The following is a 24,547-nucleotide window of genomic DNA, read 5'->3' as shown; positions in this document are numbered from 1 at the left end:
GTCACCCCGGCTGCAGCACCACCGTGATCATCGCCGCCCGGCTGGACGCATCGGTCGAGGCGGTCAGCGCGGGGGAGGTCCCCTCGGGCGCCGCTCCCCCGCCGTCGGCGAGGAGGGCGTCGATGTGGCCGCCGCTGCTGCCGATCGTCTCGTCGCGGACCGCGACACCGGCAGGTGGCCGCCAGTCGGTGGTCGCCGACGACTTGTCGGCCCAGTACGACACCACCCAGCGACCGGCGCCGTTCACCGCGACCGCAGGGGTCGGGTGGTCGAGCGTGTTGGCGGGGTCGCCGCGAGTGGCGACGAGGGCGACCGGCGTCGCGCGCGAGGCGCCGGCGTACGCCGCGAGCTGGAGGGCGACCTTCGCGTAGCCGCTCAACTGCACGCTCACCGGCGTCCCCGCGTCGGTGGCGGTCGCGACGCGACGCCAGAGCAGGGTCCGCTGCGAGCCCGTGACGAAGTCGGCCAGCTGGGTCCACCCGGCGGGTGGCGTCACCGTGAGGGTCGTGACGTTGAGGGTCGTGAAGAGCAGCATCGCGTCCCCGTCGCGTACGGCGGCCGGCACCGTCACCGACGGCGCGGTGCTGTTGACGTTCGTCCGGGCGAGCGCCCGGAACCCGATCGGGGTGCTGTCGCCGACGGTGACCTGGTGGGTCACGGTGCCGGTCTGCCCGGCCGAGTCGGTGGCGACCAGCGACACGTCGTACGTCCCGGGGGCGGCGTAGGTTCGGTTGGCCAGAGCGCCGGTGGCGGTTCCGCCGTCGCCGAACGACCACTGCAGCGAGGCCAGCGGTCCCTGGGCGTCGAAGGAGCCGGAGCCGTCGAAGCTGCAGCTCAGCGCGCTGCAGCTCGAGGTGAAGACAGCCGTCGGCGGCGTGTCCTGCTGCTGCGGCACGGTGTAGGCGAGGTGCAGCACGGGCGGGGTCGGGCCGTCGTGCGAGGACGCCCGGCGCTCGCCGGACCCGGTCATCGCGAAGGCCAGCGCGTTGCCCTGCCGCCACCCGGGACGGCTGACGACCTCCTGCACGATGCTCTTCAGGTCGGTCGTGCGCTGGGCCGCACCGCGCTGCCCGGACGTCCACGCCGCCGGGCTCCAGGCGACCTGCGCCGTGGTCTTCGGCTTGGAGGACACGGTCGTGGACGAGGTGGTGAACGTCGGGGTGTCGTCGGCCGCGATGCCCCGCACCTGGATCGACGTGGTGCCGCTGGTCGAGCCGCTCGCGGCGAACTGGATCCAGGCCTCGGTGACGGTCGCCCCGACCGGTACGGAGAGGCCGGCGAACCGGATGCCGATGGTCTGCGTGGTGGCGCCCGCGTTGGGGATGTTCAGCGTCGCGCCCAGCCAGTCGGCGAACCCGCTAGGTCGCTGCTCGACGTCGTCGAAGGCCTTGGCGACCGGCGTGTCGAGCGGGCGTGGTGCGCCGCGGGCGACGACGGTGATGGTGACGTCGTCGGACCCGGTGAGCTGGCCGTCGGACGCCGTGGCGCGCAGGACGTAGCTGCCCGGCGTGGTGAAGGTGGCGCTGGTCTGCGGCTGCGTGGGCGCCGAGAAGCTCACGGGGCCCGGGCCGGACACGGTGCTCCACTGCAGGGTCGCCGGCGCGGGTACGCCGTCGTCGCGGACGGTGGCCGTCACGTCGATCGGCGTACCGACCTCGACGGGTGCGTCCTTGGTGACGTCCACCACCGGCGCGAGGTTGCCGATCGGCGGCAGGTCGGCGCGCAGCTCGTAGAGCCGGCCGTCGTTCTCGTTGGGCGCCACGTCGTTGTCGACACCACGGTCGACCACGTAGTAGTCGTAGCGGCTCGGGTCGTTGCTCGCGGGCGCCACGGCGACACCGGCCGCGAACACCTGGTTGGAGGCGCCGATGTCGATCTGGGAGACGAGGACGAGGTCGCGGTTGAGCTCGTAGATGCGGTCCGAGGTGCTGTCGACCACCACGAGCGTGCCGCGGCCCGGGTGGTAGCCGATGCCCTCGGGGTCCTCGGCGCCGTACCGCTGGATGTCGAACTCGGTCGAGGTGTCGTCCCCCGTCGGCGCGACCCCGTCGAAGACCCCGTTCGGTCCCGGCGAGACCCGGTGCACGTCGTTGTCCGCCCCGTCGAGCACGAACAGCTCGCCGGTCGGCGGGAAGTAGGTCACGTCCTCCGGGTCGGTGCTCCCGAACGCCGCCGTGCTGATCGAGGTGTGCCCGTCGTCGGCCGTGCCGTACCGTCCGTCCGCCCCGGCGGTGATCTCGTGCACCCGGAACTGGTCGTCGTCCGACACGTACACGTGGCCGTTGGACGGATTGCTGGCGATGCCGGCCGCCTCGTGGCTGTACGCCGACGTGACGCCCCGGTCCACGATCGTCCCGGTCCGGGTCGTCTCCAGGATGTTCACGTTCTGGTAGATCGGCGTCTCGTCGACCTCGGAGTCGGAGATCAGGAAGTGGTCGCGCCCCGGCAGGTAGGTGATGCCCGCCGGGTCGGGCAGCGGCGTCGACCACGCCGCCGTCGAGATGTTCTGCACCAGGCTCGCCACCACCGTCGGCACCGCGGCCGTGGCGGACGGTGGCGTGGGGACGAGGGCCAGGCTGGTCGCGCCGAGCACGACAGCCGCCGCGGCTGGGAGCTTCATGGGTTCGACAGTAGGAACGGTCCGGCGGCCCGCGCATACCCCGATTCGGTGAAGCGGGCCGACGCCGCGGTCGGCTGAAATGCACGAGAGCCGCACTCGGGGAGTGCGGCTCTGGTGGTTCTCCGGTGGGCGATACTGGGTTCGAACCAGTGACCTCTTCGGTGTGAACGAAGCGCGCTACCACTGCGCCAATCGCCCGGACGCGGACCCGAAGGAACCGCGGTCGGAGACTCTAACGCATCTCGCGACCGCGGCTCGCATCGGGATCACATCAGGCCCGCGCCGAGGGCGCGTCAGCCGAGGTGGTGCACCTCCTGCAGCCGGTGCACGGGGGTGTCGATGCCGACGTGCCGGGCCTTGAGCTGGAGGGCCAGGTAGAGCGAGTAGTGGCGCGACTGGTGGAGGTTGCCGCCGTGGAACCAGAGGTTCTCCTGCTGGGTCGGCTTCCACATGTTGCGCTGCTCGCCCTCCCACGGGCCGGGGTCCTTGGTGGTGTCCGAGCCGAGGCCCCAGACCTTGCCGACGCGGTCGGCGACCTCCTGGCTGATCAGGTCGGCGGCCCAGCCGTTCATGGAGCCGTAGCCGGTGGCGTAGACGACGAGGTCGGCCGGGAGCTCCGTGCCGTCCGCCAGTACGACGGACGTCTCGGTCAGGTGGTCGACCTGGCCGTGGGCGAGCTTGACGTCGCCGTTGGCCACCAGCTCGGCGGCACCGACGTCGATGTAGTAGCCCGAGCCGCGGCGCAGGTACTTCATGAACAGGCCGGACCCGTCGTCGCCCCAGTCGAGGTCGAAGCCGGCGGCGGCCATCCGGTCGTAGAAGTCCTGGTCGCGCTCGCGCATCTTGTCGTACAGCGGGATCTGGAACTCGTGCATGATCTTGTACGGCAGCGACGCGAAGATCAGGTCGGCCTTCTCGGTGGTGACGCCGTTCTCGAGCGCGCGCTCGGAGTAGAGGTCGCCCAGGCCGATGTCCATCAGGGTGTCGCTCTTCACGATGTGCGTCGACGAGCGCTGCACCATCGTCACGTCGGCGCCGCTCTCCCACAGCGCGCCGCAGATGTCGAAGGCCGAGTTGTTGCTGCCGACCACGACGACCTTCTTGCCGGCGTACGCGTCGGGGCCGGGGTGCTGCGAGGAATGGTGCTGCTCGCCCTGGAAGACGTCGGCGCCCGGGTACGTCGGCACGTTGGCCTTGCCCGACATGCCCGTCGCCATCACCAGGTGGGTGGGCTTGAGCACGAGCGGCGTGCCCTCACGCTCGAGGTGGACGGTCCACTCCCCCGTGCTGTCGTCGTAGGCCGCGGACGTGGCGACCGTGTTCGACCAGTACGGCACCTCCATCACCCGCGTGTAGAACTCCAGCCAGTCGCCGACCCTGTCCTTGGGCGCGAAGACCGGCCAGTTGTCGGGGAACTTGAGGTACGGCAGGTGGTCGTACCAGACCGGGTCGTGCAGGCACAGCGACTTGTAGCGGTTGCGCCACTGGTCGCCCGGGCGCGGGTGCTTGTCGATGACGAGGGCCGGTACGCCGAGCTGGCGCAGCCGGGCGCCGAGGGCGATGCCGCCCTGACCGCCGCCCACGACCAGGACGTACGGCTGGGTGTCGACGCCGAGCGCGGCGTCCTCGGCCTGGCGCTTCTCCAGCCAGGTCACGCGTTCCTTGGTGGCGCCGTGCACGGCGCCCATCGGGCGTCGTACGCCCTTCGGCTCCTCGTGACCCTTGAGCTCGAACAGGGTGGTGAGGAAGGTCCACGCCTTCGGTCCGTCGCCGTCACCGGGGTCGACGACCCGGACCAGGCCGCGACCGCGGCCGACGGAGGTCTCGAACTCGAACCATGCGGTGGTGACGCCGTCGGCGGTGTCGGCCGGCTCGGTGAGCCGGAAGCCGTGCGGGTCGACCCGGTCGAGGGTGTTCGCGAGCAGGTCGGCGACGCCGTCGGGGTTCTCGACGGTGGTCAGGTTCCAGGAGAAGGCGATCAGGTCGCGCCAGAAGCTGGTCGCGGCGAACAGGCCGGCGGCGCGGTCGATGTCGCGGGCCGCGAGGGCGTCCTCGAAGGCCGCGAACCAGGCGGTGGCGGGGTCGGTGTCGGCCGTGGTGACGGGCCGGTCGTCGAGCTGGGTCATGCCGAGAAGGAGACTCCCGGACGTCCGGCGCCGGGAACCGTTGCACGTTGTTGCATGTGGCCCCGATCACATCGCACCGCCTACGGTGGTGACATGGCCACGCACGACCTCGCGATGCGGGCCCGCGACCTGGTCCGGATCCACGATGCGGTGCTCTCCGGGTCCGCGCCGCCCGAGCGGCCGCGGGCCGTCGTGGCGCGGTCGTGGACCCGCGTGCTGAGCCTCGGGATCGACCCGGACGGCCGCAATGGTCGCGACCCGCTGCCGCCGTCGGAGGTCGAGGAGCGCCGTCGTACGTCGCGCCTCTCGCTGGTCATCGACGAGATCCGCGAGCTGCTGCTGAGCGCTGCCGACGCGTCCAACTACCTGGTCGTGGTGACCGATGCCGAGGGCGTGGTGCTGTGGCGCAGCGGTTCACCGCGGGTGAAGCGGCAGGCCGACGGGCTCGGGTTCACCGACGGTGCGACCTGGACCGAGCAGGCGGTCGGCACCAACGCGATCGGGACCGCGCTCGCGGAGGCGGCCCCGGTGCAGCTGTTCTCGGCCGAGCACTTCGAGAACGCGCAGGTGCCCTGGTACTGCACGGCCTCCCCCATCCACGACCCGATCGACGGCTCGCTGCTCGGCATCGTCGACGTCAGCGGCCCCGCCCTCACGCTGCACCCGGCGATCGAGGCCCTGGTCACGGCATCGGTCCGCCTCGCCGAGGCCCGGCTGTGGCGCCACCACGAGGAGCGTCTCGACCAGTTGCGGCGTACGGCGGAGCCGCTGCTCTCCGGCGCCAACGGCCCGTTGCTCGTGGTCGACGACCACGGCTGGGTCGCCGCCCACCAGGGCGTCGCCGTCCGCGACCGGGTCGAGACACCTCAACCCGACCGGGCGCTCGCCGTACCCGGTCTGGGGTTGTGCCTGCCCGAGCGACTCCGTGGCGGCTGGCTGATCCGGCCGTCCGCCTCGGCCCACGTGCTGTCGGCCGTGCTCGACCTCCGCAGCGCGCCGGCGACCCTCGAGGTCCGTGGCGGCGAGTCCCCGTGGCGGGTCGCGCTCACACCCCGCCATGCCGAGCTGCTCGCGGCGATCGCCGCTGCCGGCCCGGCCGGTGTGTCCGCGGGCCGCCTCAGCCAGGTGCTGTACGGCGACAGCGGGCGTCAGGTGACCGTCCGCGCCGAGATCTCGCGGCTGCGCCGGGTGCTCGGTGCGCTGCTCGCGACCAACCCCTACCGGCTCGGCGAGGGCGTCAGCCTGACGATCAACGATCCATCCCGATGAGCGCCGCCTCGCGCTCCCGCCAGGTCGCTGCGGCCTGCTTCGTCACGGGGCCGGGGGCCGGCAGCTCACGGTCGTCCCAGCGGTGCACGCCCTGCACGTCGCGGGTCGTCGAGACCAGGAAGACCTCGTCGGCGGTGGCCGCCACGTCGATCGGCTCGTCGACCTCCGTCGCGCCGAACCACTCGAGCACCAGCGCCCGGGTGACCCCGGCCAGGCACCCGCCCGCCAGGGTCGGCGTCCGCACCTCTCCGTCGACGACGTAGAAGACGTTGGTGCCGGTCCCCTCGCACAGGTGGCCGGCCAGGTTGGCGAACACCGCCTCGCTGGCGCCCTTCTCGCGGGCTGCTGCCAGCGCGACCACGTTCTCGGCGTACGACGTCGTCTTCAGCCCGGCGAGCGGCCCCCGCTCGTTGCGCGGCCACGGCACGGTGATCACCGCGGTGGTCTCCGGGGCGGGAGCCATCGGGGCCGCCACCACGATCGTCGTCAGCGGGTCGTCACCACGCCCGCTGCCCAGCGGCGCATTGCCGCCCGTGACGGTGATCCGCAGCCGGCCCAGCGGCATCGCGTCGCCATCGAGCACGGCGACCACTCCTCGTCGTACGGCATCGGTGTCGAGGCCCACCAGCCCCAGCCCCGCCGCCGACCGCTCGAGCCGCTCGAGGTGGCGCTGCAGCGCGAACGGCTTGCCGTCGACGACCTTGACCGCCTCGAACACGGCGTCGCCGACGGTGAGCCCGTGATCGGTCACCGGCACCGCCGGCGCCATCGGGTCGGACAGGACTCGGCCGTTGATCCACACGCGCATGAGGCCAGCGTAGAAGGCCCCGATCCACGCCTGAGGAACCGGCGACATGCCGGAAGTGGACCCCCGTTTTGGCGCCGTTCACCCCATCGGCTAATGTTCTCAACGCACCGCAGGGCGGGCCGAAAGGCCAAGAACGTGGTGCGATGCGGACGTAGCTCAGTTGGTAGAGCGCAACCTTGCCAAGGTTGAGGTCGCGAGTTCGAGCCTCGTCGTCCGCTCGGAGTGGTCAGACCCACTGCCTGACCAGGCCAGTGTGTAGGGCCGCCGCGGTGGGTTGGCCGAGAGGCGAGGCAACGGACTGCAAATCCGTGTACACGGGTTCAAATCCCGTACCCACCTCACAGACAACTCCACAGGGGCGATTGGCGCAGCGGTAGCGCGCTTCCTTGACACGGAAGAGGTCACTGGTTCAAACCCAGTATCGCCCACCAGCCTTCGGGCACGAAGCCGGCCAGATCCCACGGATCTGGCCGGTTTCTTGGTTTCGGCGCCCGCCCTCACTCCGCGCCCTCACCTCTCTCCCCCGCCAGGAATCGCTCCACCCGCCGGTCCGGCACCAGCCACATCGCCGCCACCACGACCATCGGCACGAGCCCGGCGACCGGCTCCCACAGCGCGAGCAGGATGCCGGCGATGTAGAGGACGGGCGAGAGCTTGCCCTTGAGGTCGTTGCCGAGCGCCTCCTTCGTGCGCTGGCCGGAGGGCGTGCGCTCGACGACCAGCTGGACGAGGAAGTAGGCGATGGCCGCGCCGAGCAGGTTGATGCCGTAGACGATCGTGGGCACCTCGGCGATCCGGCTCTCGTCGAGCCAGGCCGTGGTGAACGGGTAGAGGCTGAGCCAGAAGAGAAGGTGCAGGTTGGCCCACAACACCGCGCCGTCGACGTGGTCGACCAGCTGGAACAGGTGGTGGTGGTTGCTCCAGTAGATGCCGATGTAGACGAAGCTGAGCACGTACGTCAGCAGGCCCAGGCCCGTGGAGTGGAGCAGGGCGTGCCAGTCCTCGCCGTCCGGCGGCTTGAGCTCCAGGACCATGACGGTGATGGCGATGGCGAGGACGCCGTCGCTGAACGCCTCGAGGCGGCCGGTGTGCATGCACGGAGCCTAGGTTCAGGAGGCGGCACTGCGCCGCACCTCGCCCGCGGCCAGGCCGAAGCGTCGACGGAATGCCCGGGAGAAGTACGACGGGGAGGCGAACCCGCAGCGGGCAGCCACGTCGACCGTCCGGCAGGCGACGCCAGCGGCGAGCAGGGCGTGGGCCAGGTCGAGGCGGCGGGCGAGGACCTGGCGCGGGACCGACGTGCCGGCGTCGGCGAGGACGCGGGACAGCTGACGCTCGCTGATGCCCGCGCCCGCGGCGACGGATGCCGCGGACAAGGTCGGGTCGGTGAGGTGGTCATCGATGTACGCGCGGGCGGCGACCCGGTGGGCGACGGCGAGGGAACCGCGGGAGCCGGCGGCGAGGACCGAGACCAGCTCGAGGACGGCGCGCTCGTCCGCCGGCACGCGTACGTCGGCCGCCACCGCCCGCCCGACCAGCCGGACCAGCGCCCGGGCGTGCGGGTCCGCGCCGGCGCCGGCCGCGTCGACCACCAGCGGCTCGGCAACCGAGTCGAGGCCGGTCAGCTCGGCAAAGGCCGCCCGCGGAACCGTGACGGCGAGCTCCTCGAGCCCGTGCCCGAACCCGCGCAGGAACGGGCGATCGGCGTCGCAGACCAGGAGCTGGCCCGGACGGACGACCTGGCGGCGACCGCCGGACTCGAGCAGCGCCTCGCCACGCAGTGCGGCGTACACGGCGATCGCGTCGACCGGCCGGGACTCCACGAGAGCGGCATCGCGGGCCACCGTGTGCGGCGTACCGGACACGTGAGCCACCCGGACCCGGTCGACCTGCAGGTTCACCTCCCGGGCACGGAACGGGCCCGCGGGGATCGCGCAGGCGAGCTCGATCAGGGCCTCGGCGTTGTGCCGCTCCCACGCTCCGACCTCGGCCACGTCGCCGACCTCGAAGATCCGAGCTTCCGGAACCGCCCACATGCAGAAAGGATGACATGTCAACCATCAATGCGCCAGAGGTGCGCCAGAGGTGCGCATTTCCGCCATCACCGCCCGCTGGTGTGGCGGCCGCCACAGCCGAGCCCGCAGTCTCGGGGACATGGCTGAGTTCAACGACGGGATCGCCGACACCGAGCTGCCCGCGGTCGAGGACGTGGTCGAGACCGACGTGCTGGTCGTCGGCTCGGGCCCCGGCGGCGCTGCGGCGGCGCTCCTCCTGAGCACCCTCGGGGTCCCGAACATCATGATCACCAAGTACCGCTGGACGGCGAACACCCCACGCGCCCACATCACCAACCAGCGCGCGATGGAGGTCTTCCGGGACCTCGGCATCGAGCAGCAGGTCCTCGCCGACGCGACGCCCCACGAGCTGTGCGGCGACACCGTCTTCTGCACGAGCATTGCCGGCGAGGAGATCGGCCGGATCCACACCTGGGGCACCCGGCCCGACCGCGAGGCCGACTACCAGCTCGCCTCACCGTGCCTGACCGTCGACATCCCCCAGACCTACCTCGAGCCGATCCTGGTCCGCAACGCGACCGAGCGCGGCACCCAGGCACGCTTCTCGACCGAGTACCTCTCCCACGTGCAGGACGACGACAAGGTCGACGTGCGGGTGTGCGACCGGCTCACCGGCCACGAGTACACGATCCGCTGCCGCTACCTGATCGGCGCGGACGGCGCGCGCTCCAAGGTCGCCGCCGACATCGACCTGCCGTTCGAGGGCGCGATGGACATCGCCGGGTCGATGAACATCACCTTCAAGGCCGACATCAGCGCGTACGTCGACCACCGGCCCTCCGTCCTCTACTGGGTGATCCAGCCCGGCTCCAACGTCGGCGGGATCGGCACCGGACTGGTCCGCATGGTGCGGCCGTGGGACGAGTGGCTGATCGTGTGGGGCTACGACATCAACGAGGAACCACCGCACCTCGACGACGCCGAGGCCGCACGGATCGTGCGCGACCTGCTCGGGATGCCCGACCTGGAGCCGGAGATCACCGGGTACTCGCTGTGGGGCGTCAACGAGATGTACGCGACCCATCTGCAGCAGGGACGGGTGTTCTGCGTCGGTGACGCCATCCACCGGCACCCGCCGAGCAACGGCCTCGGCTCCAACACGTCGGTCCAGGACTCCTACAACCTGGCGTGGAAGCTGGCCGCGGTCCTCAGGGGCGAGGCCGACCCGAGCCTGCTGGAGAGCTACTCGGAGGAGCGCGCGCCGGTCGCGAAGCGGATCGTCACCCGCGCCAACCGGAGCGCCCGCGAGTTCGCGGAGATCTTCGACGCGCTCGGCATCACCGGGCTCACCGACCCGGCCGAGATGGCGGCGGTGATCGAGCAGCGCAAGGACAACACCCCCGACGGCGCGGCCCGCCGGGCCGCGCTGGTGACGGCGATGGACCGCAAGAACTACGAGTTCAACGCCCACGGGGTCGAGCTCGGCCAGTTCTACGGGTCGCGGGCGATCGTCTCCGACGGCACCCGGCCCGCCCCCAGCGCCGACGAGGACCTCTACCACGTCATGTCGACCTCGCCCGGCGCCCACCTGCCGCACGCGTGGGTCGGCGACAACGTCGCGAAGCTCGCGATGATGGACCTGGCGCCGTACGACCGCTGGACGCTGATCACCGGCGTCGCCGGCGAGGACTGGGTGCCCGCGGCGGAGAAGGTGGCGGCCGAACTGGGGGTGGCGCTCGCGAGCGTGGTGATCGGCCCCGGGCGCGAGGTCACCGACCTGTACTACGACTGGTCCAAGCTGCGCGAGGTCGAGGAGAGCGGAGCTCTCCTGATCCGACCCGACAAGCACGTCGCCTGGCGCGCCCACACTCTCGCCGACGACCCCGAGGCGGCCCTGCAGGCTGCGCTCAGCACGGTGCTGGGGAGGGACGCGTGAGGTTCGTCCACGACACCCTGCCCCAGCGGGTCCGGCTCGCGTCCGGCGAGGCGGCCGCCGCCGTCACCGAGGAGGTCGCCTCGCTCGGCGCCACCCGCGTGATGGTGATCGCCTCCGACCGGGAGGCCGATCTCGCCGCGACGGTGACCGCGGGGCTGCCCGTCGCACTGACGTACGACGAGGTGGTCATGCACGTCCCCGTCGAGGTCGCCGAGCGCGCCCGCGCCGCCGCGGCAGAGGCGAAGGTCGACGTCATCGTCACGGTCGGTGGCGGCTCGACGACCGGGCTCGGCAAGGCGGTCGCGCTCACCACGGGCCTCCCGGTCATCGCCGTGCCGACGACGTACGCCGGTTCGGAGGCCACCGACGTCTGGGGGCTCACCGAGGGGGCTGTGAAGACGACCGGCATCGACCGGCGGGTGCTCCCCCGCGCCGTCGTGTACGACGCCACGCTGATGACCGGCCTGCCGGTGGACATGTCCGTGGCCAGCGGCCTCAACGCGCTCGCGCACTGTGTCGACTCGCTGTGGGCGCCGCGAGCCGACCCGATCAACGCGGCCCTCGCCACCGAGGGCGCCCGTGCCCTGCGCGCCGGACTGCCCGCCGTCGTCGCCGACCCGCACTCGATCGAGGGCCGCGAGCAGACCATCCACGGCGCCTACCTCGCCGCAGTCGCGTTCGCCTCTGCCGGGTCCGCGCTGCACCACAAGATCTGCCACGTGCTCGGCGGCCGCTACGACCTCCCGCACGCGCAGACCCACGCGGCGGTGCTGCCGCACGTGCTCGCGCTCAACGTGGCAAACGCGCCGGAGGCGGACGCCCGGCTGGCCGCGGCCTTCGGTGCGCCGACCGCCCTGGCCGGGCTCGAGCAGCTGCGCAGGAAGGTCGCTGCGCCGAGAGCGCTGCGCGACCACGGGTTCCGCGAGGACCAGATCCCCGACGCGGTGGCGGCCGTGCTGCCCGTCGTACCACCATCGAACCCGACGCCGGTCACCACCGAGAACCTCACCGCGCTCCTCCGCGCGGTCTGGGAAGGAGCCGATCCCGCATGAGCACGCCCGTCTCCGCCGAGCAGCAGGCCCGCGAACAGGACCTGGTCGAGCGCGTCCTCCGCTCCTTCGACACCACCGCCGACCCGCGGCTCAAGGAGGTGGTGCAGGCGCTGACCCGGCACCTGCACGCCTTCCTGCGCGAGGTGCGGCTCACCGAGGCGGAGTGGGAGGCCGGCATCGGCTTCCTCACGGACGCCGGCCACATCACCGATGAGCGGCGACAGGAGTTCATCCTGCTGTCCGACGTCCTCGGCGCCTCGATGCAGACCATCGCGATGAACAACGAGGCCCACGGCGACGCCACCGAGGCCACCGTCTTCGGGCCGTTCTTCGTCGACGGCTCGCCGCGGATCGAGTCCGGGGGCGACCTCGCCGGCGGAGCGGCCGGCGAGCCGTGCTGGGTCGAGGGCACCGTCACCGACACCGATGGCAGTCCCGTCGCGGGCGCGCGGATCGAGGTGTGGGAAGCCGACGACGACGGCTTCTACGACGTCCAGTACGACGACGACCGGACCGCCGCCCGCGCGCACTTGCTCAGCAGTCCAGACGGCAACTACGCATTCTGGGCGATCACGCCGACGCCGTACCCGATCCCCCATGACGGCCCGGTCGGCCGGATGCTCGCCGCCACGGGCCGCTCCCCCATGCGCGCCTCGCACCTGCACTTCATGGTCACCGCGCCCGGACAGCGCACGCTGGTCACGCACATCTTCGTCGAGGGCGACGACCTGCTCGACCGCGACTCGGTCTTCGGCGTGAAGGACTCGCTCGTGAAGCGGTTCGAGCAACAGGCGGCCGGCACGCCCGCCCCCGGCGGCCGCGTGGTCGAAGGCCCGTGGTCACGGGTGCGGTTCGACATCGTGCTCGCCCCGGCCTGACGCGGGCGCTACACCTTGCCACGCGCCTCGATCCGCTCGACGACCTCCCGCTCCCGGTCGCGTACGGCACACACCGTGTCGACGAAGCGGGCGACGGCCGGTGAGCGCTCGCCGACGTGCCAGGCGACGGCGACCTGCGAGCCCGGCCAGTCCTCGATCGGGAGGAACCGGACGCCCGGCAGCGGCGCGTAGGTCATCACCGCGGCGCCGGTGACGCCGATCGCCGCGCCGGCGGAGACCAGGGAGGTCTCCTCGGTCACCGACGACACGGCCACGAAGGAACCCGGGCTGGAGCGGGCGTCGTACAGGCCCCAGAAGGCGCGGTAGACCTCGTCGGTCGTGTCGGACAGAGTCAGCGGGTGGGCGATCAGGTCGCGCACCGAGACCGAGGTGCGGGTCGCGAGCGGATGGGTCTCGGCGACCATCGCGACGACCGGGTCGGTGAACAGGACCTCGGTCTCGATCCGCTGGGTGCCCTGCGGCAGCCGGATGAACGCGACGTCGGTGACGCCGGAGGCCAGGCCGGCGGACGGGTCGTTGGCAGGGAACTCCCGCATCTGCACCTCGACGTCGGGGTACGCCGCACGGAAGGCCGTCATGATCGGGGCGGTCAGCTCGAGCGCGGCGCCGGGGATGAAGCCGAGCCGGATCCGCCCGCTCAGCAACCGGTCGGCACGACGAGCGCTGGCGACCGCGTCGTCGAGGCGCTCCAGCACGTCGCGAACGGCGACGAGGAAGGACTCCCCCGCCGGGGTCAGCGCGACGCTGCGGGTGGTCCGCTCGAAGAGCTGGACTCCCAGCTCCTCCTCGAGCTCCTTGATCTGCCTGCTCAGGGCCTGCTGCGTGAGGAACACGCGCGCGGCCGCGCGGCTGAAGTGCAGCTCGTCGGCTACCGCGAGGAAGTAGCGGAGCTTGCGGGTCTGGAGGTCGATGTCCGTGATGCTAGCGGGAGGGCCGGCAGCGCGAGCAGGGTGACGGCGGCGAGGAAGGCGAACGCCGCGGCCGGCGCGTCGACCAGCAGGCCGGCGAGACCGGTGACGACCAGCGCGCCCAGCTGCCCGGCCATCCAGACCAGACCCGCGGCGGCACCGGCGGACGGCCCGGACGCGCGCTCGCTCAGCTCCAGCACGATCGGCAGGGCGGGCAGCAGGAGCGCACCGACCACGACGAACACACCGAGCCCCGTGCCCATCCCCGGGAAGGACGCGAGGACGAGGCAGCCGGCGACGGCGGCGAGCACCCCGGCGAGGACGGCCTGGCGCTGCCGGCCGCGGTCCGCCGCCCACACCGGTACGACGGCGCAGCCGATCACGCCGGCGGTGACGTTGAGCAGCAGGAGCAGCCCGGCCTGGTCGCTGCTGACGCCGGCGGGCTCGAGCAGCGGCTGGCCCCAGGTGGTGAGGGCGGTGAAGGTGCCGAACGGGATCGGCACGAGCACGCACATCCGGCGCACGACCGGGTTGCGCCAGGCGGCGAGGAAGTCCACCAGGCCGGCCGCGGGCTGCTCGGGCACGAACCCGGGCGCCTCGCGGAGCACGACGAGGAGCACCACCGCCGCACCCACCGCGACGACCGCCCCGACCACCAGCGCGGTGTGCAGGCTGACGACGGTGCCGAGCAGGAAGGCCAGGATCATGCCGGCGAAGGTGCTGGCGGAGGCGGCCGCGATGCCGCGGGGCCGGTCGGCGGCGCGCAGGTAACGGGCCGGGACCGCCGAGGTGGCGGTGACCACGAGGGGCTGGGCGATGGCGATCAGGGTCTGGCCCGCGAGCGCCGTACCGAAGTCGTCGCCGGCCAGGCGCACGCACGCGCCGAGCGCGGTGAGCACCGCACCGAGCGCCAGGGTCGGGCGCAGCCAGCGGTCGAGGGCCAGGCCGGTGGGGATCGCGAGGACGACGTAGAAGAGCGGGAAGACGTTGGCCAGCCAGCCGATCGCGCCCTCGGAGACGCCGTAGTGGTCGGCGGCCGCGGTCGTGACCGGCGCATAGGTGAGCCAGAGCAGCTGGGTGACGGCGCCGACGACGGCGAACGCCGCGAGGACGGCCCAGCTGGAGCGGCGGTGGGGATCGGTCGCGGCCATGGAGGAAGCGTGACCCCGCTCACGCGCTCGAGGGAAACAACAACCCACCGTCGATTGACAACCGGGCCGATGTGAGTGAGTGCGGATTCCCGTGCTTCACCGGTACGCCGGGCCGAGGCATGGTGGTCGCCATGTGGAACAACTGGACCGGCGACCAGAGCTGCACCCCGGCTCGGCACGCCCTGCCGTCGTCCGTCGACGAGGTCGTCTCGACCGTGCGCAGCGCTGCCGAGCGACGCGAGGTGGTCCGCGTCGTCGGTGCGGGGCACGCCTTCGGCGACAACGTCGTCACCGACGGGACCCTGATGTCCCTCGACAACCTGACCGGCCTGCACCACGTCGACCGCGCGACCGGCCTGGTCCGGGTCGCCGCCGGCACCCGGCTGCACGACCTCAACGACCTCCTCGACGACCACGGCCTGGCCTTCGCCAACCTCGGCGACATCAACGTGCAGAGCGCGGCCGGTGCCATCTCGACCGCGACCCACGGCACCGGCGCCAAGCTCGGCAACCTCGCCACCCTCGTCGAGTCGGCCGAGCTGGTCACCGCCGACGGCACGGTCGTCGAGGTCTCGGGCGACGACCTGCGCGCGGCCCGGGTCAGTGTCGGCGCGCTGGGCGTCGTGACGGCGTACACCCTGCGCACGGTGCCGTCCTTCCGCCTCCACGAGCGTCGCGACCGGCTCCCGCTGTCCGAGGTGCTCGCCGAGCTCGACGCGTACGCCGACGGCAACGACCACTTCGAGTTCTTCGTCTTCCCGCACGCCGACGACGCGCTCACCAAGGAGCTCAACCGCACCGACGAGCCGATCCGCACCCGCGGCAAGGTCGGGGCGTACGTCGACGAGGTGATCGTCGAGAACCGGGTCCTCGACCTGGTGTGCCGTGCCGGGCGCCGCTTCCCGTCGGCGATCCCGCGTCTCAACCGCACCGTCACCCGGCTGGCCGGCTCGTCCAGCCGGGTCAACGTCAGCCACCAGGTGTTCTCCAGCCCACGGCTGGTCCGGTTCACCGAGACCGAGTGGGCCTTCCCGCGCGAGGCCGCCACCGCGGCGCTCACGGACATCCTCGCGATGATCGAGCGCCGCGGGTTCGACGTGAACTTCCCGCTCGAGGTGCGCTTCGTCGCCGCCGACACGGAGTCGATGCTGAGCCCGTCCTACGGCCGCCCGACGGCGTACATCGCCGCGCACGCGTACGCCGGCATGGCCTGGCAGGAGTACTTCTCCGCGATCGAGGAGATCGCGGCGGCGTACGGCGCCCGCCCGCACTGGGGCAAACGGCACACCCTGGGTGCCGAGACGCTGCGTGGGCTCTACCCCGAGTTCGACGCCTTCCTCGAGGTCCGCAAGCGCTTCGACCCCGACGGCGTGTTCACCAACGCCCACGTCGAGCGGATCTTCGGATGACCGCGACGCAGGTGCTCGACCTGGCGGCCGTCACCACGCCCGCGGCCAGCGTCGCCACGCTCGCCGCAGCAACCGCCCACCTCGAGCCGCCGTACGCCGTCGTCGACCTCGGCGCGCTCGCCACCAACGCCCGCTCACTGGTGAGCCGGGCGGCCGGCAAGCCGGTGCGGCTCGCGACCAAGTCGGTGCGCTGCCGCGCGATCAGCGATGCAGTGCTCGACCTCGACGGGTTCGCCGGCGTCCTCGCGCTCACCCTGCCCGAGGCGCTGTGGCTCGCGCGGACCTGCGAGGACGTGGTGGTCGGGTACCCCACGGCCGACGTGCACGCGATCCAGGAGCTGGCGAGCGACGAGCAGCTGGCCGCCCGCGTGACTCTGATGGTCGACTCGATGGAGCAGGTCGACCTGATCGAGAGCGCCCTGCCCGCGGGCGCGCCTCCGATCCGGGTCTGCCTCGACCTCGACGCCTCGCTGCAGCTGTTGCAGGGACGGGTGCACCTCGGCACCCGCCGCTCCCCCGTCCACGCACCCGAGGCCGCCCGCCGGACCGCGCTCGCGATCACCGCCCGCCCGAAGGTCCGGCTGGTCGGGATGATGGCCTACGAGGGACAGGTGGCCGGCCTCGGCGACAACACGGGCTCGCTGCTGCACCGCGCGCAGATCCGTGCCGTCCAGGCGACCTCGATCGCCGAGCTGGCCCGCCGCCGGGGCGCGGCGGTGGCCGCCGTCCGGGAGGTCGTCGACCTCGAGTTCGTCAACGGCGGCGGCACCGGCAGCATCGAGACCACGGTCGCCGAGGACGCCGTCACCGAGGTGGCCGCCGGGTCGGGGCTCTACTGCCCCACCCTGTTCGACGGCTACCGCCGCTTCCAGCCCCGGCCGGCGGCGTACTTCGTCACCAGTGTCGTACGACGCCCGACCCCCGACATCGCCACGGTGCTCGGCGGCGGCTGGGTCGCCAGCGGCGTCCCCGGCCCGGACCGGCTCCCGACGCCGGTGTGGCCCGCCGGGCTCAGGCTCACGTCGATGGAGGGCGCCGGCGAGGCGCAGACCCCGCTCACCAACGCCGCCGACCTCCGGGTCGGCGACCGGGTCTGGTTCCGGCACGCCAAGGCCGGCGAGGTGTGCGAGCGGGTCAACGAGCTGCACCTGGTCGATGACGGGAGGGTCGTCGACCAGGTGCCGACCTACCGCGGCGAGGGACGCGCGTTCCTGTGACGCGTGCCGGTCAGAAGCGGGCGCCGGCCAGCACCGCGCCGGCCTGGTCGGTCGGCACGATCTCGCGGCCGAGCGGCAGCAGGCTGACCGGGATCATCTTGAAGTTGGCCAGCCCGAGCGGGATGCCGATGACTGTGAGGCACAGCAGCACGCCGGTGACGACGTGGCCGATGGCCAGCCAGATCCCGGAGAACACGAACCACAGCACGTTGCCGATCCCGCTCGCGATCCCCGCGCTCTGCCGGACCACGACCGTGCGACCGAACGGCCACAGCGCGAAGAAGCCGATCCGGAAGGACGCCAGGCCGAACGGGATGCCGATGATGGTGATGCACCACAGGGCGCCGGCGGCCAGGTAGCCGAGGAACATCCAGAACCCGCACAGGACCAGCCAGATCACGTTCAGCAGCACCTTCATGGGGCGAGCCTAGGAGACCTCACCCCGCGAGGAAGCTGAACCGCACGTCACGCTCGTGGTTGTCGACGTTGAGGTCGACCAGGCAGATGCTCTGCCAGGTGCCGAGGGCCAGGCTCCCAGCGAGCACCGGGACGGTGGCGTACGGCGGCACCAGTGCCGGCAGCACGTGCGAACGGCCGTGGCCGCGGGTGCCGTGGCGGTGCCGCCATCGGTCGTCGGCGGGCAGCAGGTCACCGAGGAGCGAGAGCAGGTCTTCGTCGCTGCCGGCGCCGGTCTCGAGGATCGCGAGGCCGCAGGTGGCGTGCGGGACGAAGACGTGGAGCAGGCCGTCGCCGCGGCCGGCCACGAACGCTGCGCAGTCGCGGGTCAGGTCGAGGACGACATCGCGGTCGCCCGTGCGGTAGGTCCGGGTCTCGGTGTCCACGCGACCATCATGTCGTCCATGTCGTCGCCCGCTCCGTCGCAGGCGCGCTCTTCCTGCGACGGAGCGGACACCCGGGGATTCCCGGGCCCGACAGGCACTCAGTGGTCTCCCGGAGAGCACCCGCCCGTGGTCAGGCTGAGTGGGGACGCCTCACCACGGCCGGCTCGTTGCAGGGAACAACCACGAGCCGGGGAAGGAGGGATGCAGGGAGCCGCGTCGAGCTGCGGACGTCGCACGATCGACATGCGCGGGATCCCTTCATCGTCGCAACCGGGCAGATCCCGAGACTCGCCTGGTCCTGGCTCACCATAGGTCGACCGCGGAAGGCCGGGAGCGAACTTCGCGAAGGCTTTACCCGCCGCGTCACGAAGTGCCCATCCCGCCAAGAGGAACGCCCTGCCCGGCATGGCCGGGCAGGGCGCCTGGTGCCCGGCGAGTGTGGGGTTCGTCGGGCACGCTGTGGTTGGGGAACCGGGACCGAGAGTAGTGGCCGGAACCGCCACGTGGGGCGAAATCGGCGAGATGAGGTCGGCCGATTTCCGGCCGGGTCACCGGCCCGCCGCGCCGGCCTTGTGGTCGGGCCCGATGGGTCGCAAGGCAGTGGCGGCCAGCCACTCGGTGACCGCCCGGCCCTCACGGTCGACGTACGACACCAGGCCTTCCCACCCGCGCTCGGTCGAGCGCCAGTCGAGCACCAGGCCGGGCAGCTCGACGGGCACGAACGCCAGCCGGACCCACACGTGCCGCACCCCCGTCATGACGCCAGAATAGAACATGTGTTCGAATGCGTCAGGCCCGGCTCTCCTCGTCGGGCCCAGCCGCGACGGGACGCTGCGGTGGCGCCTGCCGACGGCGCGCGGCGAGTGCCGCGGCGGCACCGAGCAGGCCGAGCGCGCCGAGCACCACGAGTGCGCGGCCACGCCTGCGGTGCGGTTGCGGGATGCGCTCCGCGACGGAGTCCGGCAGCCGGTCGAGGACCGGGTCCGGGATCCGTCGGGCGAGCAACGTCGCGGCGTGCGCGCCCTTCTCGACGGCCGCCGCGCGGCCGTGGTGGATCAGGGGTGGGGCCTTCTCCGCGACGGTGTGGACGGCGGACTCGACGTCGGGCACGACGGCGTCGACCAGGTCGCGCAGGTCGTCCCTCAGCTGTTCTGTCGTGCTCTTGTGGTGCATGGGTGCCTCCTCCTCGGATACGGGCTACGCACGCGCAGTACCCGATCCGCAGGCTGCAACCCCACGCCCCTCAGCTCGCAGCGGCGTGGTCCAGGTCGGCCGAGCACTCGTTGCAGCGCACCCGCCGCTCGTGCTGGTCGGGCGGCTCCCCCAGCAGCCGGCGGTACCAACGCGTCTGCTCCGTCAGCCGGTAGCAACGAGGGCACCAGTCGTGGCGCACCCACGGTCCGAAGTCCTTCCCCATGCGGCCAACACTGCCGGTTCGCGCACCCGATGTCGCGCGCCGCGACCGGGTTCGGACCGATCGACCCGCAGGTCAGGACGGTCGTCGGCGGCCGGCGTAGTCCGGGAGGACCAGTGGTCCCGTCGACGGTCCCGACCGCCGATCGGGTCAGTCCTCGTCGGTGGCGAAGTCCTCGTCGTGGGTGCCGGGACGCGGGGCCCACGGCAGCTCCTTGGCCGGACGTACGACGACCAGCCGGTCGCCGCGCGCGAGCAGGGTCACGACCGGGTCGAAGTAGCGGTAGACCTTCTCGTCGCGGATCACCGCGATCACCTGGTCGGGCAGCGACTGGGGCGGCATGCCGACCTCGTTGACGAGCAGCTCGCGCTCGGCGACCTCGAGCCCCTCGCCGTACGTCAGCAGGTCCTCCATCACCGTGCCCAGCGTGGGCGAGAGCGTGGAGAGGCCGAGGAGTCGGCCGACGGCGTCGGAGGACGTGATCACCGAGTCGGCGCCGGACTGGCGCATCAGCGGGGCGTTCTCCTGCTCACTGACCGACGCGACGATCCAGGCGTCGGGGTTGAGCTGGCGCACGGTCAGCGCGGCGAGCACGTTGGAGTCGTCGCGACCGGTGGTGATGATGACCTGGTCGGCCTCCGCGACGCCGGCGCGCTGCAGGACGCCACGCCGGGTGGCGTCTCCGGTGACGACGGCGAGCTGGTCGGCGTGGGCGTCGGCCAGGGCCACCGGGCTCGGGTCGACGACCACGATGTGCTCGCGGTCGAGGCCGTTGCCGACCAGCGTCTCGACGGCGCTGCGGCCCTTGGTGCCGTAGCCGATCACCACGACGTGGTGTCCCATGTGCTTCCTCCAACGGGAGATGCGGAAGAGCTCGCGGCTGCGCTGCGCGAGCACCTCGAGCGTGGTGCCGATCAAGAGCACGAGGAACCCGATGCGGGCCGGCGTGATGATGAAGGCGTTGACCAGGCGGGCGCCGTCGCTGATCGGCGAGATGTCGCCGTAGCCGGTGGTGCTCAGCGTGACGGTCGTGTAGTAGACCGAGTCGATCAGCGAGATCGTGCCGTTGGGGTCGGCCGCGGTCGCGTCACCGGTGTCGCGGTAGCCCTCGCGGTCCAGGTAGACCAGCAGCACGGTGCCGGCGAGGATCGCGAATGCGAGCAACAGCCGGCGGCCCAGCTGCCACCACGGCGACCGGTTCCGCTCCGGCAGCGCGACCTGCCCCGTCAGGGGGGTCTCGGCCGGTCCTCCGCTCAGCACGCCCACGGCGGGAACCTACTCCACCGGGTCCGGCGTACGACGCAGCAGGCGGTCCAGCAGCTCCCGGCGCGCCCGCTGCGTGGTCTCCTGGGGGAACACCTCGTCGAAGGAAGCGTTGACTCCCGCACCGATCAGCACGGCCAGTGCGGCGATGTAGAGCCACACCAGGATCGCGATCGGCGCGGCCAGCGGGCCGTAGATCGAGTGCGAGTCCTCAGCGGTCACGGTGAGCACCCAGCGCAGCAGGTAGGAACCGACGATCCAGCTGGTCAGCGAGAACACCGCGCCCGGCAGATTGAAGCTCCAGTTGGTCCGCACCGGCACCGACACGTGGTAGAGCGTGGCGAGGAAGCACACGCACAGAACGACGATGAGCGGCCAGTAGAACTGCATCAGGAACTCGGCCCGGTTGGGCAGCCAGGACCGCACCAGCTTGGGGCCGGCGACGACGAGCGGCAGCGTGATCGCGCCGGTGATGACCGCGAGGATGTAGAGGACGAACGACAGGGCGCGGGTCCTCACGATCCCCCGGTGCCCGCCGAGCCCGTGCATGATCGTGATGGTGTCGACGAAGACGTTGAGGGCACGGGACCCCGACCAGAGCGCGAGCACGAACCCGAGCGAGATCACGTCGAACCGGCCGCCGCGCAGCACGTCGTCCATGGTCGGCTTGATCACCTTGTTGACCGCTGTGTCGGTCAGGAAGCGCGAGAACAGGTCGACGACGGCGCGTCGTACCTCCTCGACCTGGGCGGCGGTGAAGTGCTCGGTGACATAGCCGACGCCACCGGCGAGCGCGAAGATCAGCGGCGGCACCGAGACGACAGCGAAGAAGGCGGCCTCGGCAGCGAGGCCGGTGACGCGGTACTTCAGGCAGGAGCTCACCGTCGTGACGACCAGGCGCCAGACCAGGTGGGCGAGGCGACGGGGCCACGGCAGCACGACCTGGGTGCCCGAGTCCTCCGCCATGGGCCTCACGCTAGCGGCCCGGAGTCGGTGCCCCGGGGACCCGCACGGCCCTACGATCGGGTGATCTGCGTCGCTCAGGAGGTCACCGTGCACGACCGATCCGCTCTCGGTGCCGCCGATGTCGGCGACGACGTGCTCGCTGCGATGGTCGCCGACCTGCTCGGGGTGGACGACGTCGAGCTGGTCTCGTCGTACGCCGAGGTCGTCGACTACGCGCTGCCCGCGATCACCACCGGCGGCCGCTGGTGGGTGCGCGGCACCGCCTCCGTCGACGGCCACGCGCACGACTTCCGCCTCTTCGTGAAGCACGTCCACGAGTGGTCGCGCTCGCCGTTCTTCCTCGACGTGCCGGAGGAGATCCGGTCCTGGGCCGCCGCGATGGTGCCGTGGCGCACCGAGGGCGCGGTCTACGCCTCGGATCTCGCCGACCACCTGCCCGAGGGACTGGCGATCCCGCGAGCGCTGGGGGTTCACTACATCGACGAGCGGGCGTACGCCGTGTGGCTCGAGGTCGTGCCGGCGACGGATGTCGTGTGGGACCTGGACCGCTACCGGCAGGCGGCCCACCTGCTGGGCCGGTTCGCCGCGCGGCCCGGCATCCGGGCGCTCGCCCGGATCGGCAGCCGGGAGTGGGACGTCCGCAGCTACGTCGACGGGCGCCTGGGGCACCAGGTGCTGCCGATCCTCGGGGACGAGGGCGTGTGGCGCCATCCGCTCGTGGCCGGGGCGTTCGCGGACCTGCAACCCCGGCTGCTGGCCGCCGTCGAGCACCTCCCCCGGCTCACCGAGGAGCTGCTGGCCCTGCCGGAGCTGGTCGGCCACGGCGACGCGTGCCCCAACAACCTGCTCGTCCGGCCCGGACGCGACGGCTTCACGATGATCGACTTCGGGTTCTTCATGGCCCTGCCGGTCGGGTTCGACCTCGGGCAGCTCCTCGTCGGCGACGTCCAGATCGGGCGCCGTGACGCGAGCGACCTGGCCGAGCGCGACGAGGCCTGCCTGGCGGCGTACGTCGACGGGCTGGTCGCCGAGGGCGTCGACCTCGGCACCGACACGGTCCGCCGGGCGCACGCGCTGCACCTGCTGATCTTCAGCGGGCTGTCCGCGATCCCGTTCGAGGTGCTCGGGGAGGAGCCCACGGACGCACTGCGGGCGATGGCAGCCACGAGAGCAGCCATCGCCCGCTACAGCCTGGACCTGGTCGATCAGACCGGCTGAGGCACGCGCTCCGGCTCGGCCTCGGGGGCGACGTGGTCGTCGATCATCGTGGTCTCGTCGAAGGGCTCCTCGCCGGCGAGCACGCGGTCCAGCCGGGCCCGGTCGATGGTGCCGGTCCAGTGCCCGACCAGGACGGTGCCGACCGCATTGCCGGCGAAGTTGGTCAGCGCCCGGGCCTCGGACATGAACCGGTCGATGCCGACGATCAGTCCGACACCGTCGACCAGGTCGGGACGGTGCGACTGCAGGCCGCCTGCCAGCACCGCCATGCCGGAGCCGGTGACGCCCGCGGCGCCCTTGGCCGCGATCATCATGAACAGCAGCAGGGAGATCTGCTCACCGATCGCGAGCGGGGTGCCGACGGCCTCGGCGATGAAGATCGAGGCCATGGTCAGGTAGATCGCGGTGCCGTCGAGGTTGAACGAGTAGCCGGTCGGGACGACGACGCCGACAGTCGTCTTGTCGATGCCGGCGTGCTCGAGCTTGGCGATCGCCCGGGGCAACGCGGACTCCGAGGAGGACGTGGCGAGGATGAGCAGGAACTCGCGGCCCAGGTAGCGCAGCAGCGCGAAGATGTTGATCCCGGTGGTGAGCTTGAGCAGCGTGCCGAGGACGACGACCACGAACAGCACGCAGGTGATGTAGAAGCCGACCATCAGCACCGCGAGGCTCTTCAGCGCGTCGACGCCGCCCTGCCCGGTGACCGCGGCCATCGCGCCGAACGCACCGACCGGCGCGGCCCACATGATCATCGCCAGCAACCGGAACACGAGCCGCTGCAGGTGGCCGACGGCGGTGATGATGGGAGCGCTCGTCGTCCCCATCCGCTGCAGGGCGAAGCCGACGAGCAGCGCGACCAGCAGGGTCTGCAGCACGCTGCCGCTGGTGAGCGCGCTGAACGCAGACGTCGGGATGATGCCCAGCAGGAACGCGGTCGTGTCGGCGTGGCCCTCCGCCGCCTTCTGCTGGGCAGTCGCGACGGCGTCGGCGGTCAGGTGCAGGCCGTCGCCGGGCTGCAGCAGGTTGCCGACGAGCATGCCGATCGACAGCGCGACCGTCGACATCACCAGGAAGTACGCGAGCGCGAGGCCGCCGACCCGGCCGACCTTCGCAGCGCTGGCGACGGATCCGACGCCGAGGACGATCGTGCAGAAGATGACCGGCTGGATCATCATCTTGATCAGGTTGACGAAGCCCTCGCCCAGCGGCTTGAGCTCCACCGCGAAGGCCGGGAACAGCAGGCCGGTCGCGATGCCGAGCAGCACCGCGCCGATCACCGCGAGATAGAGGTGGTGCGTCCGCGCACCGCGCGCCGTGGTGGTCATGGTTCCTCCGGTATCGCCTGGTCTGGCTGGGGTTCTCCGCCACTCTGCGACCCGTCGTGACGACCGTCACCGTTGTGTTCGTTGTGTTCGTGGCGCACGTCACATCAGC

22 protein-coding genes and 4 tRNA genes are annotated in these 24,547 nt (G+C 71.9%); 10 read left to right on the top strand and 16 right to left on the bottom strand.

What is annotated here, in order from left to right; genetic code table 11:
* Window position 1 precedes the first annotated feature (1 nt).
* The 3 genes from ACZYRU_RS13315 to ACZYRU_RS13305 form a co-directional block, all read right to left on the bottom strand.
* Window positions 2-2,620, bottom strand: a complete 2,619-nt coding sequence (locus ACZYRU_RS13315; RefSeq protein ID WP_488957565.1) for a PKD domain-containing protein — start codon at window positions 2,618-2,620, stop codon at window positions 2-4.
* A gap of 126 nt (window positions 2,621-2,746) precedes the next feature.
* A tRNA-Val gene (locus ACZYRU_RS13310) sits at window positions 2,747-2,818 on the bottom strand.
* Between the two features lie 95 nt (window positions 2,819-2,913).
* Window positions 2,914-4,746, bottom strand: a complete 1,833-nt coding sequence (locus tag ACZYRU_RS13305) for an NAD(P)-binding domain-containing protein (protein WP_488957564.1) — start codon at window positions 4,744-4,746, stop codon at window positions 2,914-2,916.
* Between the two features lie 93 nt (window positions 4,747-4,839).
* On the opposite strand from ACZYRU_RS13305, the gene ACZYRU_RS13300 reads away from it, so the two are divergent.
* Window positions 4,840-6,015: a GAF domain-containing protein gene (locus ACZYRU_RS13300; protein WP_488957563.1), complete on the top strand. Its 1,176-nt coding sequence runs from the start codon at window positions 4,840-4,842 to the stop codon at window positions 6,013-6,015.
* On the opposite strand, the gene ACZYRU_RS13295 is transcribed toward ACZYRU_RS13300, so the two are convergent.
* Window positions 5,996-6,823 (bottom strand): aminotransferase class IV, encoded by an 828-nt coding sequence (locus ACZYRU_RS13295; RefSeq protein WP_488957562.1) that lies wholly within the window; start codon window positions 6,821-6,823, stop codon window positions 5,996-5,998. The two genes, ACZYRU_RS13300 and ACZYRU_RS13295, sit on opposite strands and share 20 nt — an antisense overlap.
* A gap of 145 nt (window positions 6,824-6,968) precedes the next feature.
* Between ACZYRU_RS13295 and ACZYRU_RS13290 the strand changes: the two genes are divergently transcribed.
* The 3 genes from ACZYRU_RS13290 (at window position 6,969) to ACZYRU_RS13280 (ending at window position 7,254) form a co-directional block, all read left to right on the top strand.
* A tRNA-Gly gene (locus tag ACZYRU_RS13290) sits at window positions 6,969-7,041 on the top strand.
* Between the two features lie 50 nt (window positions 7,042-7,091).
* Window positions 7,092-7,162 (top strand) — tRNA-Cys (locus ACZYRU_RS13285).
* A gap of 17 nt (window positions 7,163-7,179) precedes the next feature.
* Window positions 7,180-7,254: transfer RNA gene (locus ACZYRU_RS13280), tRNA-Val, on the top strand.
* Window positions 7,255-7,320: 66 nt separating this feature from the next.
* Here ACZYRU_RS13280 and ACZYRU_RS13275 read toward each other — a convergent pair.
* Together ACZYRU_RS13275 and ACZYRU_RS13270 are read right to left on the bottom strand one after the other, a co-directional pair.
* Window positions 7,321-7,917: a TMEM175 family protein gene (locus ACZYRU_RS13275; RefSeq protein ID WP_488957561.1), complete on the bottom strand. Its 597-nt coding sequence runs from the start codon at window positions 7,915-7,917 to the stop codon at window positions 7,321-7,323.
* 15 nt (window positions 7,918-7,932) lie between these two features.
* Window positions 7,933-8,859 (bottom strand): helix-turn-helix domain-containing protein, encoded by a 927-nt coding sequence (locus tag ACZYRU_RS13270; RefSeq protein ID WP_488957560.1) that lies wholly within the window; start codon window positions 8,857-8,859, stop codon window positions 7,933-7,935.
* Window positions 8,860-8,977: 118 nt separating this feature from the next.
* On the opposite strand from ACZYRU_RS13270, the gene ACZYRU_RS13265 reads away from it, so the two are divergent.
* The 3 genes from ACZYRU_RS13265 to ACZYRU_RS13255 are packed head-to-tail and all read left to right on the top strand — an operon-like array spanning window position 8,978 to window position 12,704.
* Window positions 8,978-10,774 (top strand): FAD-dependent oxidoreductase, encoded by a 1,797-nt coding sequence (locus tag ACZYRU_RS13265; protein WP_488957559.1) that lies wholly within the window; start codon window positions 8,978-8,980, stop codon window positions 10,772-10,774.
* Window positions 10,771-11,826, top strand: coding sequence for a maleylacetate reductase (locus ACZYRU_RS13260; RefSeq protein ID WP_488957558.1), 1,056 nt, complete (start codon window positions 10,771-10,773; stop codon window positions 11,824-11,826). Before ACZYRU_RS13265 ends, ACZYRU_RS13260 begins: the two co-directional genes overlap by 4 nt.
* Window positions 11,823-12,704, top strand: a complete 882-nt coding sequence (locus ACZYRU_RS13255; protein WP_488957557.1) for a dioxygenase family protein — start codon at window positions 11,823-11,825, stop codon at window positions 12,702-12,704. The genes ACZYRU_RS13260 and ACZYRU_RS13255 overlap by 4 nt, the downstream gene beginning before the upstream one ends.
* Window positions 12,705-12,712: 8 nt before the next feature.
* On the opposite strand, the gene ACZYRU_RS13250 is transcribed toward ACZYRU_RS13255, so the two are convergent.
* Both ACZYRU_RS13250 and ACZYRU_RS13245 read right to left on the bottom strand, forming a co-directional pair.
* Window positions 12,713-13,585, bottom strand: a complete 873-nt coding sequence (locus ACZYRU_RS13250) for a LysR family transcriptional regulator (RefSeq protein ID WP_488958079.1) — start codon at window positions 13,583-13,585, stop codon at window positions 12,713-12,715.
* Between the two features lie 8 nt (window positions 13,586-13,593).
* Entirely contained in the window at window positions 13,594-14,784 is a 1,191-nt protein-coding gene (locus ACZYRU_RS13245) for an MFS transporter (protein ID WP_488957556.1), read from the bottom strand.
* 131 nt (window positions 14,785-14,915) lie between these two features.
* On the opposite strand from ACZYRU_RS13245, the gene ACZYRU_RS13240 reads away from it, so the two are divergent.
* On the top strand, window positions 14,916-16,193 hold the full coding sequence (locus ACZYRU_RS13240; RefSeq protein ID WP_488957555.1) for a D-arabinono-1,4-lactone oxidase: 1,278 nt from the start codon (window positions 14,916-14,918) through the stop codon (window positions 16,191-16,193).
* Window positions 16,190-17,410: an alanine racemase gene (locus tag ACZYRU_RS13235; protein WP_488957554.1), complete on the top strand. Its 1,221-nt coding sequence runs from the start codon at window positions 16,190-16,192 to the stop codon at window positions 17,408-17,410. The genes ACZYRU_RS13240 and ACZYRU_RS13235 overlap by 4 nt, the downstream gene beginning before the upstream one ends.
* Window positions 17,411-17,420: 10 nt before the next feature.
* Here ACZYRU_RS13235 and ACZYRU_RS13230 read toward each other — a convergent pair whose 3' ends face one another.
* The 7 genes from ACZYRU_RS13230 to ACZYRU_RS13200 form a co-directional block, all read right to left on the bottom strand.
* Window positions 17,421-17,828 carry a YccF domain-containing protein gene (locus ACZYRU_RS13230; protein ID WP_488957553.1) on the bottom strand — a complete coding sequence of 136 codons (408 nt, stop codon included), beginning with the start codon at window positions 17,826-17,828 and terminating at the stop codon, window positions 17,421-17,423.
* A gap of 19 nt (window positions 17,829-17,847) precedes the next feature.
* Entirely contained in the window at window positions 17,848-18,252 is a 405-nt protein-coding gene (locus ACZYRU_RS13225) for a YjbQ family protein (protein WP_488957552.1), read from the bottom strand.
* Between the two features lie 548 nt (window positions 18,253-18,800).
* Window positions 18,801-19,010 carry a hypothetical protein gene (locus ACZYRU_RS13220; protein WP_488957551.1) on the bottom strand — a complete coding sequence of 70 codons (210 nt, stop codon included), beginning with the start codon at window positions 19,008-19,010 and terminating at the stop codon, window positions 18,801-18,803.
* A 31-nt stretch (window positions 19,011-19,041) separates the two neighbouring features.
* On the bottom strand, window positions 19,042-19,425 hold the full coding sequence (locus ACZYRU_RS13215) for a hypothetical protein (protein WP_488957550.1): 384 nt from the start codon (window positions 19,423-19,425) through the stop codon (window positions 19,042-19,044).
* Window positions 19,426-19,495: 70 nt separating this feature from the next.
* Entirely contained in the window at window positions 19,496-19,669 is a 174-nt protein-coding gene (locus ACZYRU_RS13210; protein ID WP_179725855.1) for a hypothetical protein, read from the bottom strand.
* A gap of 147 nt (window positions 19,670-19,816) precedes the next feature.
* Window positions 19,817-20,932: a potassium channel family protein gene (locus ACZYRU_RS13205; protein ID WP_488957549.1), complete on the bottom strand. Its 1,116-nt coding sequence runs from the start codon at window positions 20,930-20,932 to the stop codon at window positions 19,817-19,819.
* A gap of 9 nt (window positions 20,933-20,941) precedes the next feature.
* A complete protein-coding gene (locus tag ACZYRU_RS13200) occupies window positions 20,942-21,895 on the bottom strand; it encodes a YihY/virulence factor BrkB family protein (RefSeq protein ID WP_488957548.1) in 954 nt (317 codons plus the stop codon).
* Window positions 21,896-21,982: 87 nt separating this feature from the next.
* On the opposite strand from ACZYRU_RS13200, the gene ACZYRU_RS13195 reads away from it, so the two are divergent.
* Window positions 21,983-23,113 carry a phosphotransferase gene (locus tag ACZYRU_RS13195; protein ID WP_488957547.1) on the top strand — a complete coding sequence of 377 codons (1,131 nt, stop codon included), beginning with the start codon at window positions 21,983-21,985 and terminating at the stop codon, window positions 23,111-23,113.
* Here the strand turns inward: ACZYRU_RS13195 and ACZYRU_RS13190 are convergent.
* Window positions 23,101-24,438, bottom strand: a complete 1,338-nt coding sequence (locus tag ACZYRU_RS13190; protein WP_488957546.1) for a cation:dicarboxylate symporter family transporter — start codon at window positions 24,436-24,438, stop codon at window positions 23,101-23,103. The genes ACZYRU_RS13195 and ACZYRU_RS13190 overlap by 13 nt on opposite strands.
* Between the last annotated feature and the right edge of the window lie 109 nt (window positions 24,439-24,547).

The organism is Nocardioides sp. F233 (assembly GCF_057813895.1).
The sequence above is the reverse complement of the archived record's forward strand: the minus strand, read 5'-3'. Positions and strand labels throughout refer to the sequence as shown.

Bases quoted from the DNA above. Each gene is read 5' to 3' on its own strand.
- ACZYRU_RS13315 (WP_488957565.1), bottom strand. From the start codon at position 2,620: ATGAAGCTCCCAGCCGCGGCGGCTGTCGTGCTCGGCGCGACCAGCCTG.
- ACZYRU_RS13305 (WP_488957564.1), bottom strand. From the start codon at position 4,746: ATGACCCAGCTCGACGACCGGCCCGTCACCACGGCCGACACCGACCCC.
- ACZYRU_RS13300 (WP_488957563.1), top strand. From the start codon at position 4,840: ATGGCCACGCACGACCTCGCGATGCGGGCCCGCGACCTGGTCCGGATC.
- ACZYRU_RS13295 (WP_488957562.1), bottom strand. From the start codon at position 6,823: ATGCGCGTGTGGATCAACGGCCGAGTCCTGTCCGACCCGATGGCGCCG.
- ACZYRU_RS13275 (WP_488957561.1), bottom strand. From the start codon at position 7,917: ATGCACACCGGCCGCCTCGAGGCGTTCAGCGACGGCGTCCTCGCCATC.
- ACZYRU_RS13270 (WP_488957560.1), bottom strand. From the start codon at position 8,859: ATGTGGGCGGTTCCGGAAGCTCGGATCTTCGAGGTCGGCGACGTGGCC.
- ACZYRU_RS13265 (WP_488957559.1), top strand. From the start codon at position 8,978: ATGGCTGAGTTCAACGACGGGATCGCCGACACCGAGCTGCCCGCGGTC.
- ACZYRU_RS13255 (WP_488957557.1), top strand. From the start codon at position 11,823: ATGAGCACGCCCGTCTCCGCCGAGCAGCAGGCCCGCGAACAGGACCTG.
- ACZYRU_RS13245 (WP_488957556.1), bottom strand. From the start codon at position 14,784: ATGGCCGCGACCGATCCCCACCGCCGCTCCAGCTGGGCCGTCCTCGCG.
- ACZYRU_RS13240 (WP_488957555.1), top strand. From the start codon at position 14,916: ATGTGGAACAACTGGACCGGCGACCAGAGCTGCACCCCGGCTCGGCAC.
- ACZYRU_RS13235 (WP_488957554.1), top strand. From the start codon at position 16,190: ATGACCGCGACGCAGGTGCTCGACCTGGCGGCCGTCACCACGCCCGCG.
- ACZYRU_RS13230 (WP_488957553.1), bottom strand. From the start codon at position 17,828: ATGAAGGTGCTGCTGAACGTGATCTGGCTGGTCCTGTGCGGGTTCTGG.
- ACZYRU_RS13220 (WP_488957551.1), bottom strand. From the start codon at position 19,010: ATGACGGGGGTGCGGCACGTGTGGGTCCGGCTGGCGTTCGTGCCCGTC.
- ACZYRU_RS13215 (WP_488957550.1), bottom strand. From the start codon at position 19,425: ATGCACCACAAGAGCACGACAGAACAGCTGAGGGACGACCTGCGCGAC.
- ACZYRU_RS13210 (WP_179725855.1), bottom strand. From the start codon at position 19,669: ATGGGGAAGGACTTCGGACCGTGGGTGCGCCACGACTGGTGCCCTCGT.
- ACZYRU_RS13200 (WP_488957548.1), bottom strand. From the start codon at position 21,895: ATGGCGGAGGACTCGGGCACCCAGGTCGTGCTGCCGTGGCCCCGTCGC.
- ACZYRU_RS13190 (WP_488957546.1), bottom strand. From the start codon at position 24,438: ATGACCACCACGGCGCGCGGTGCGCGGACGCACCACCTCTATCTCGCG.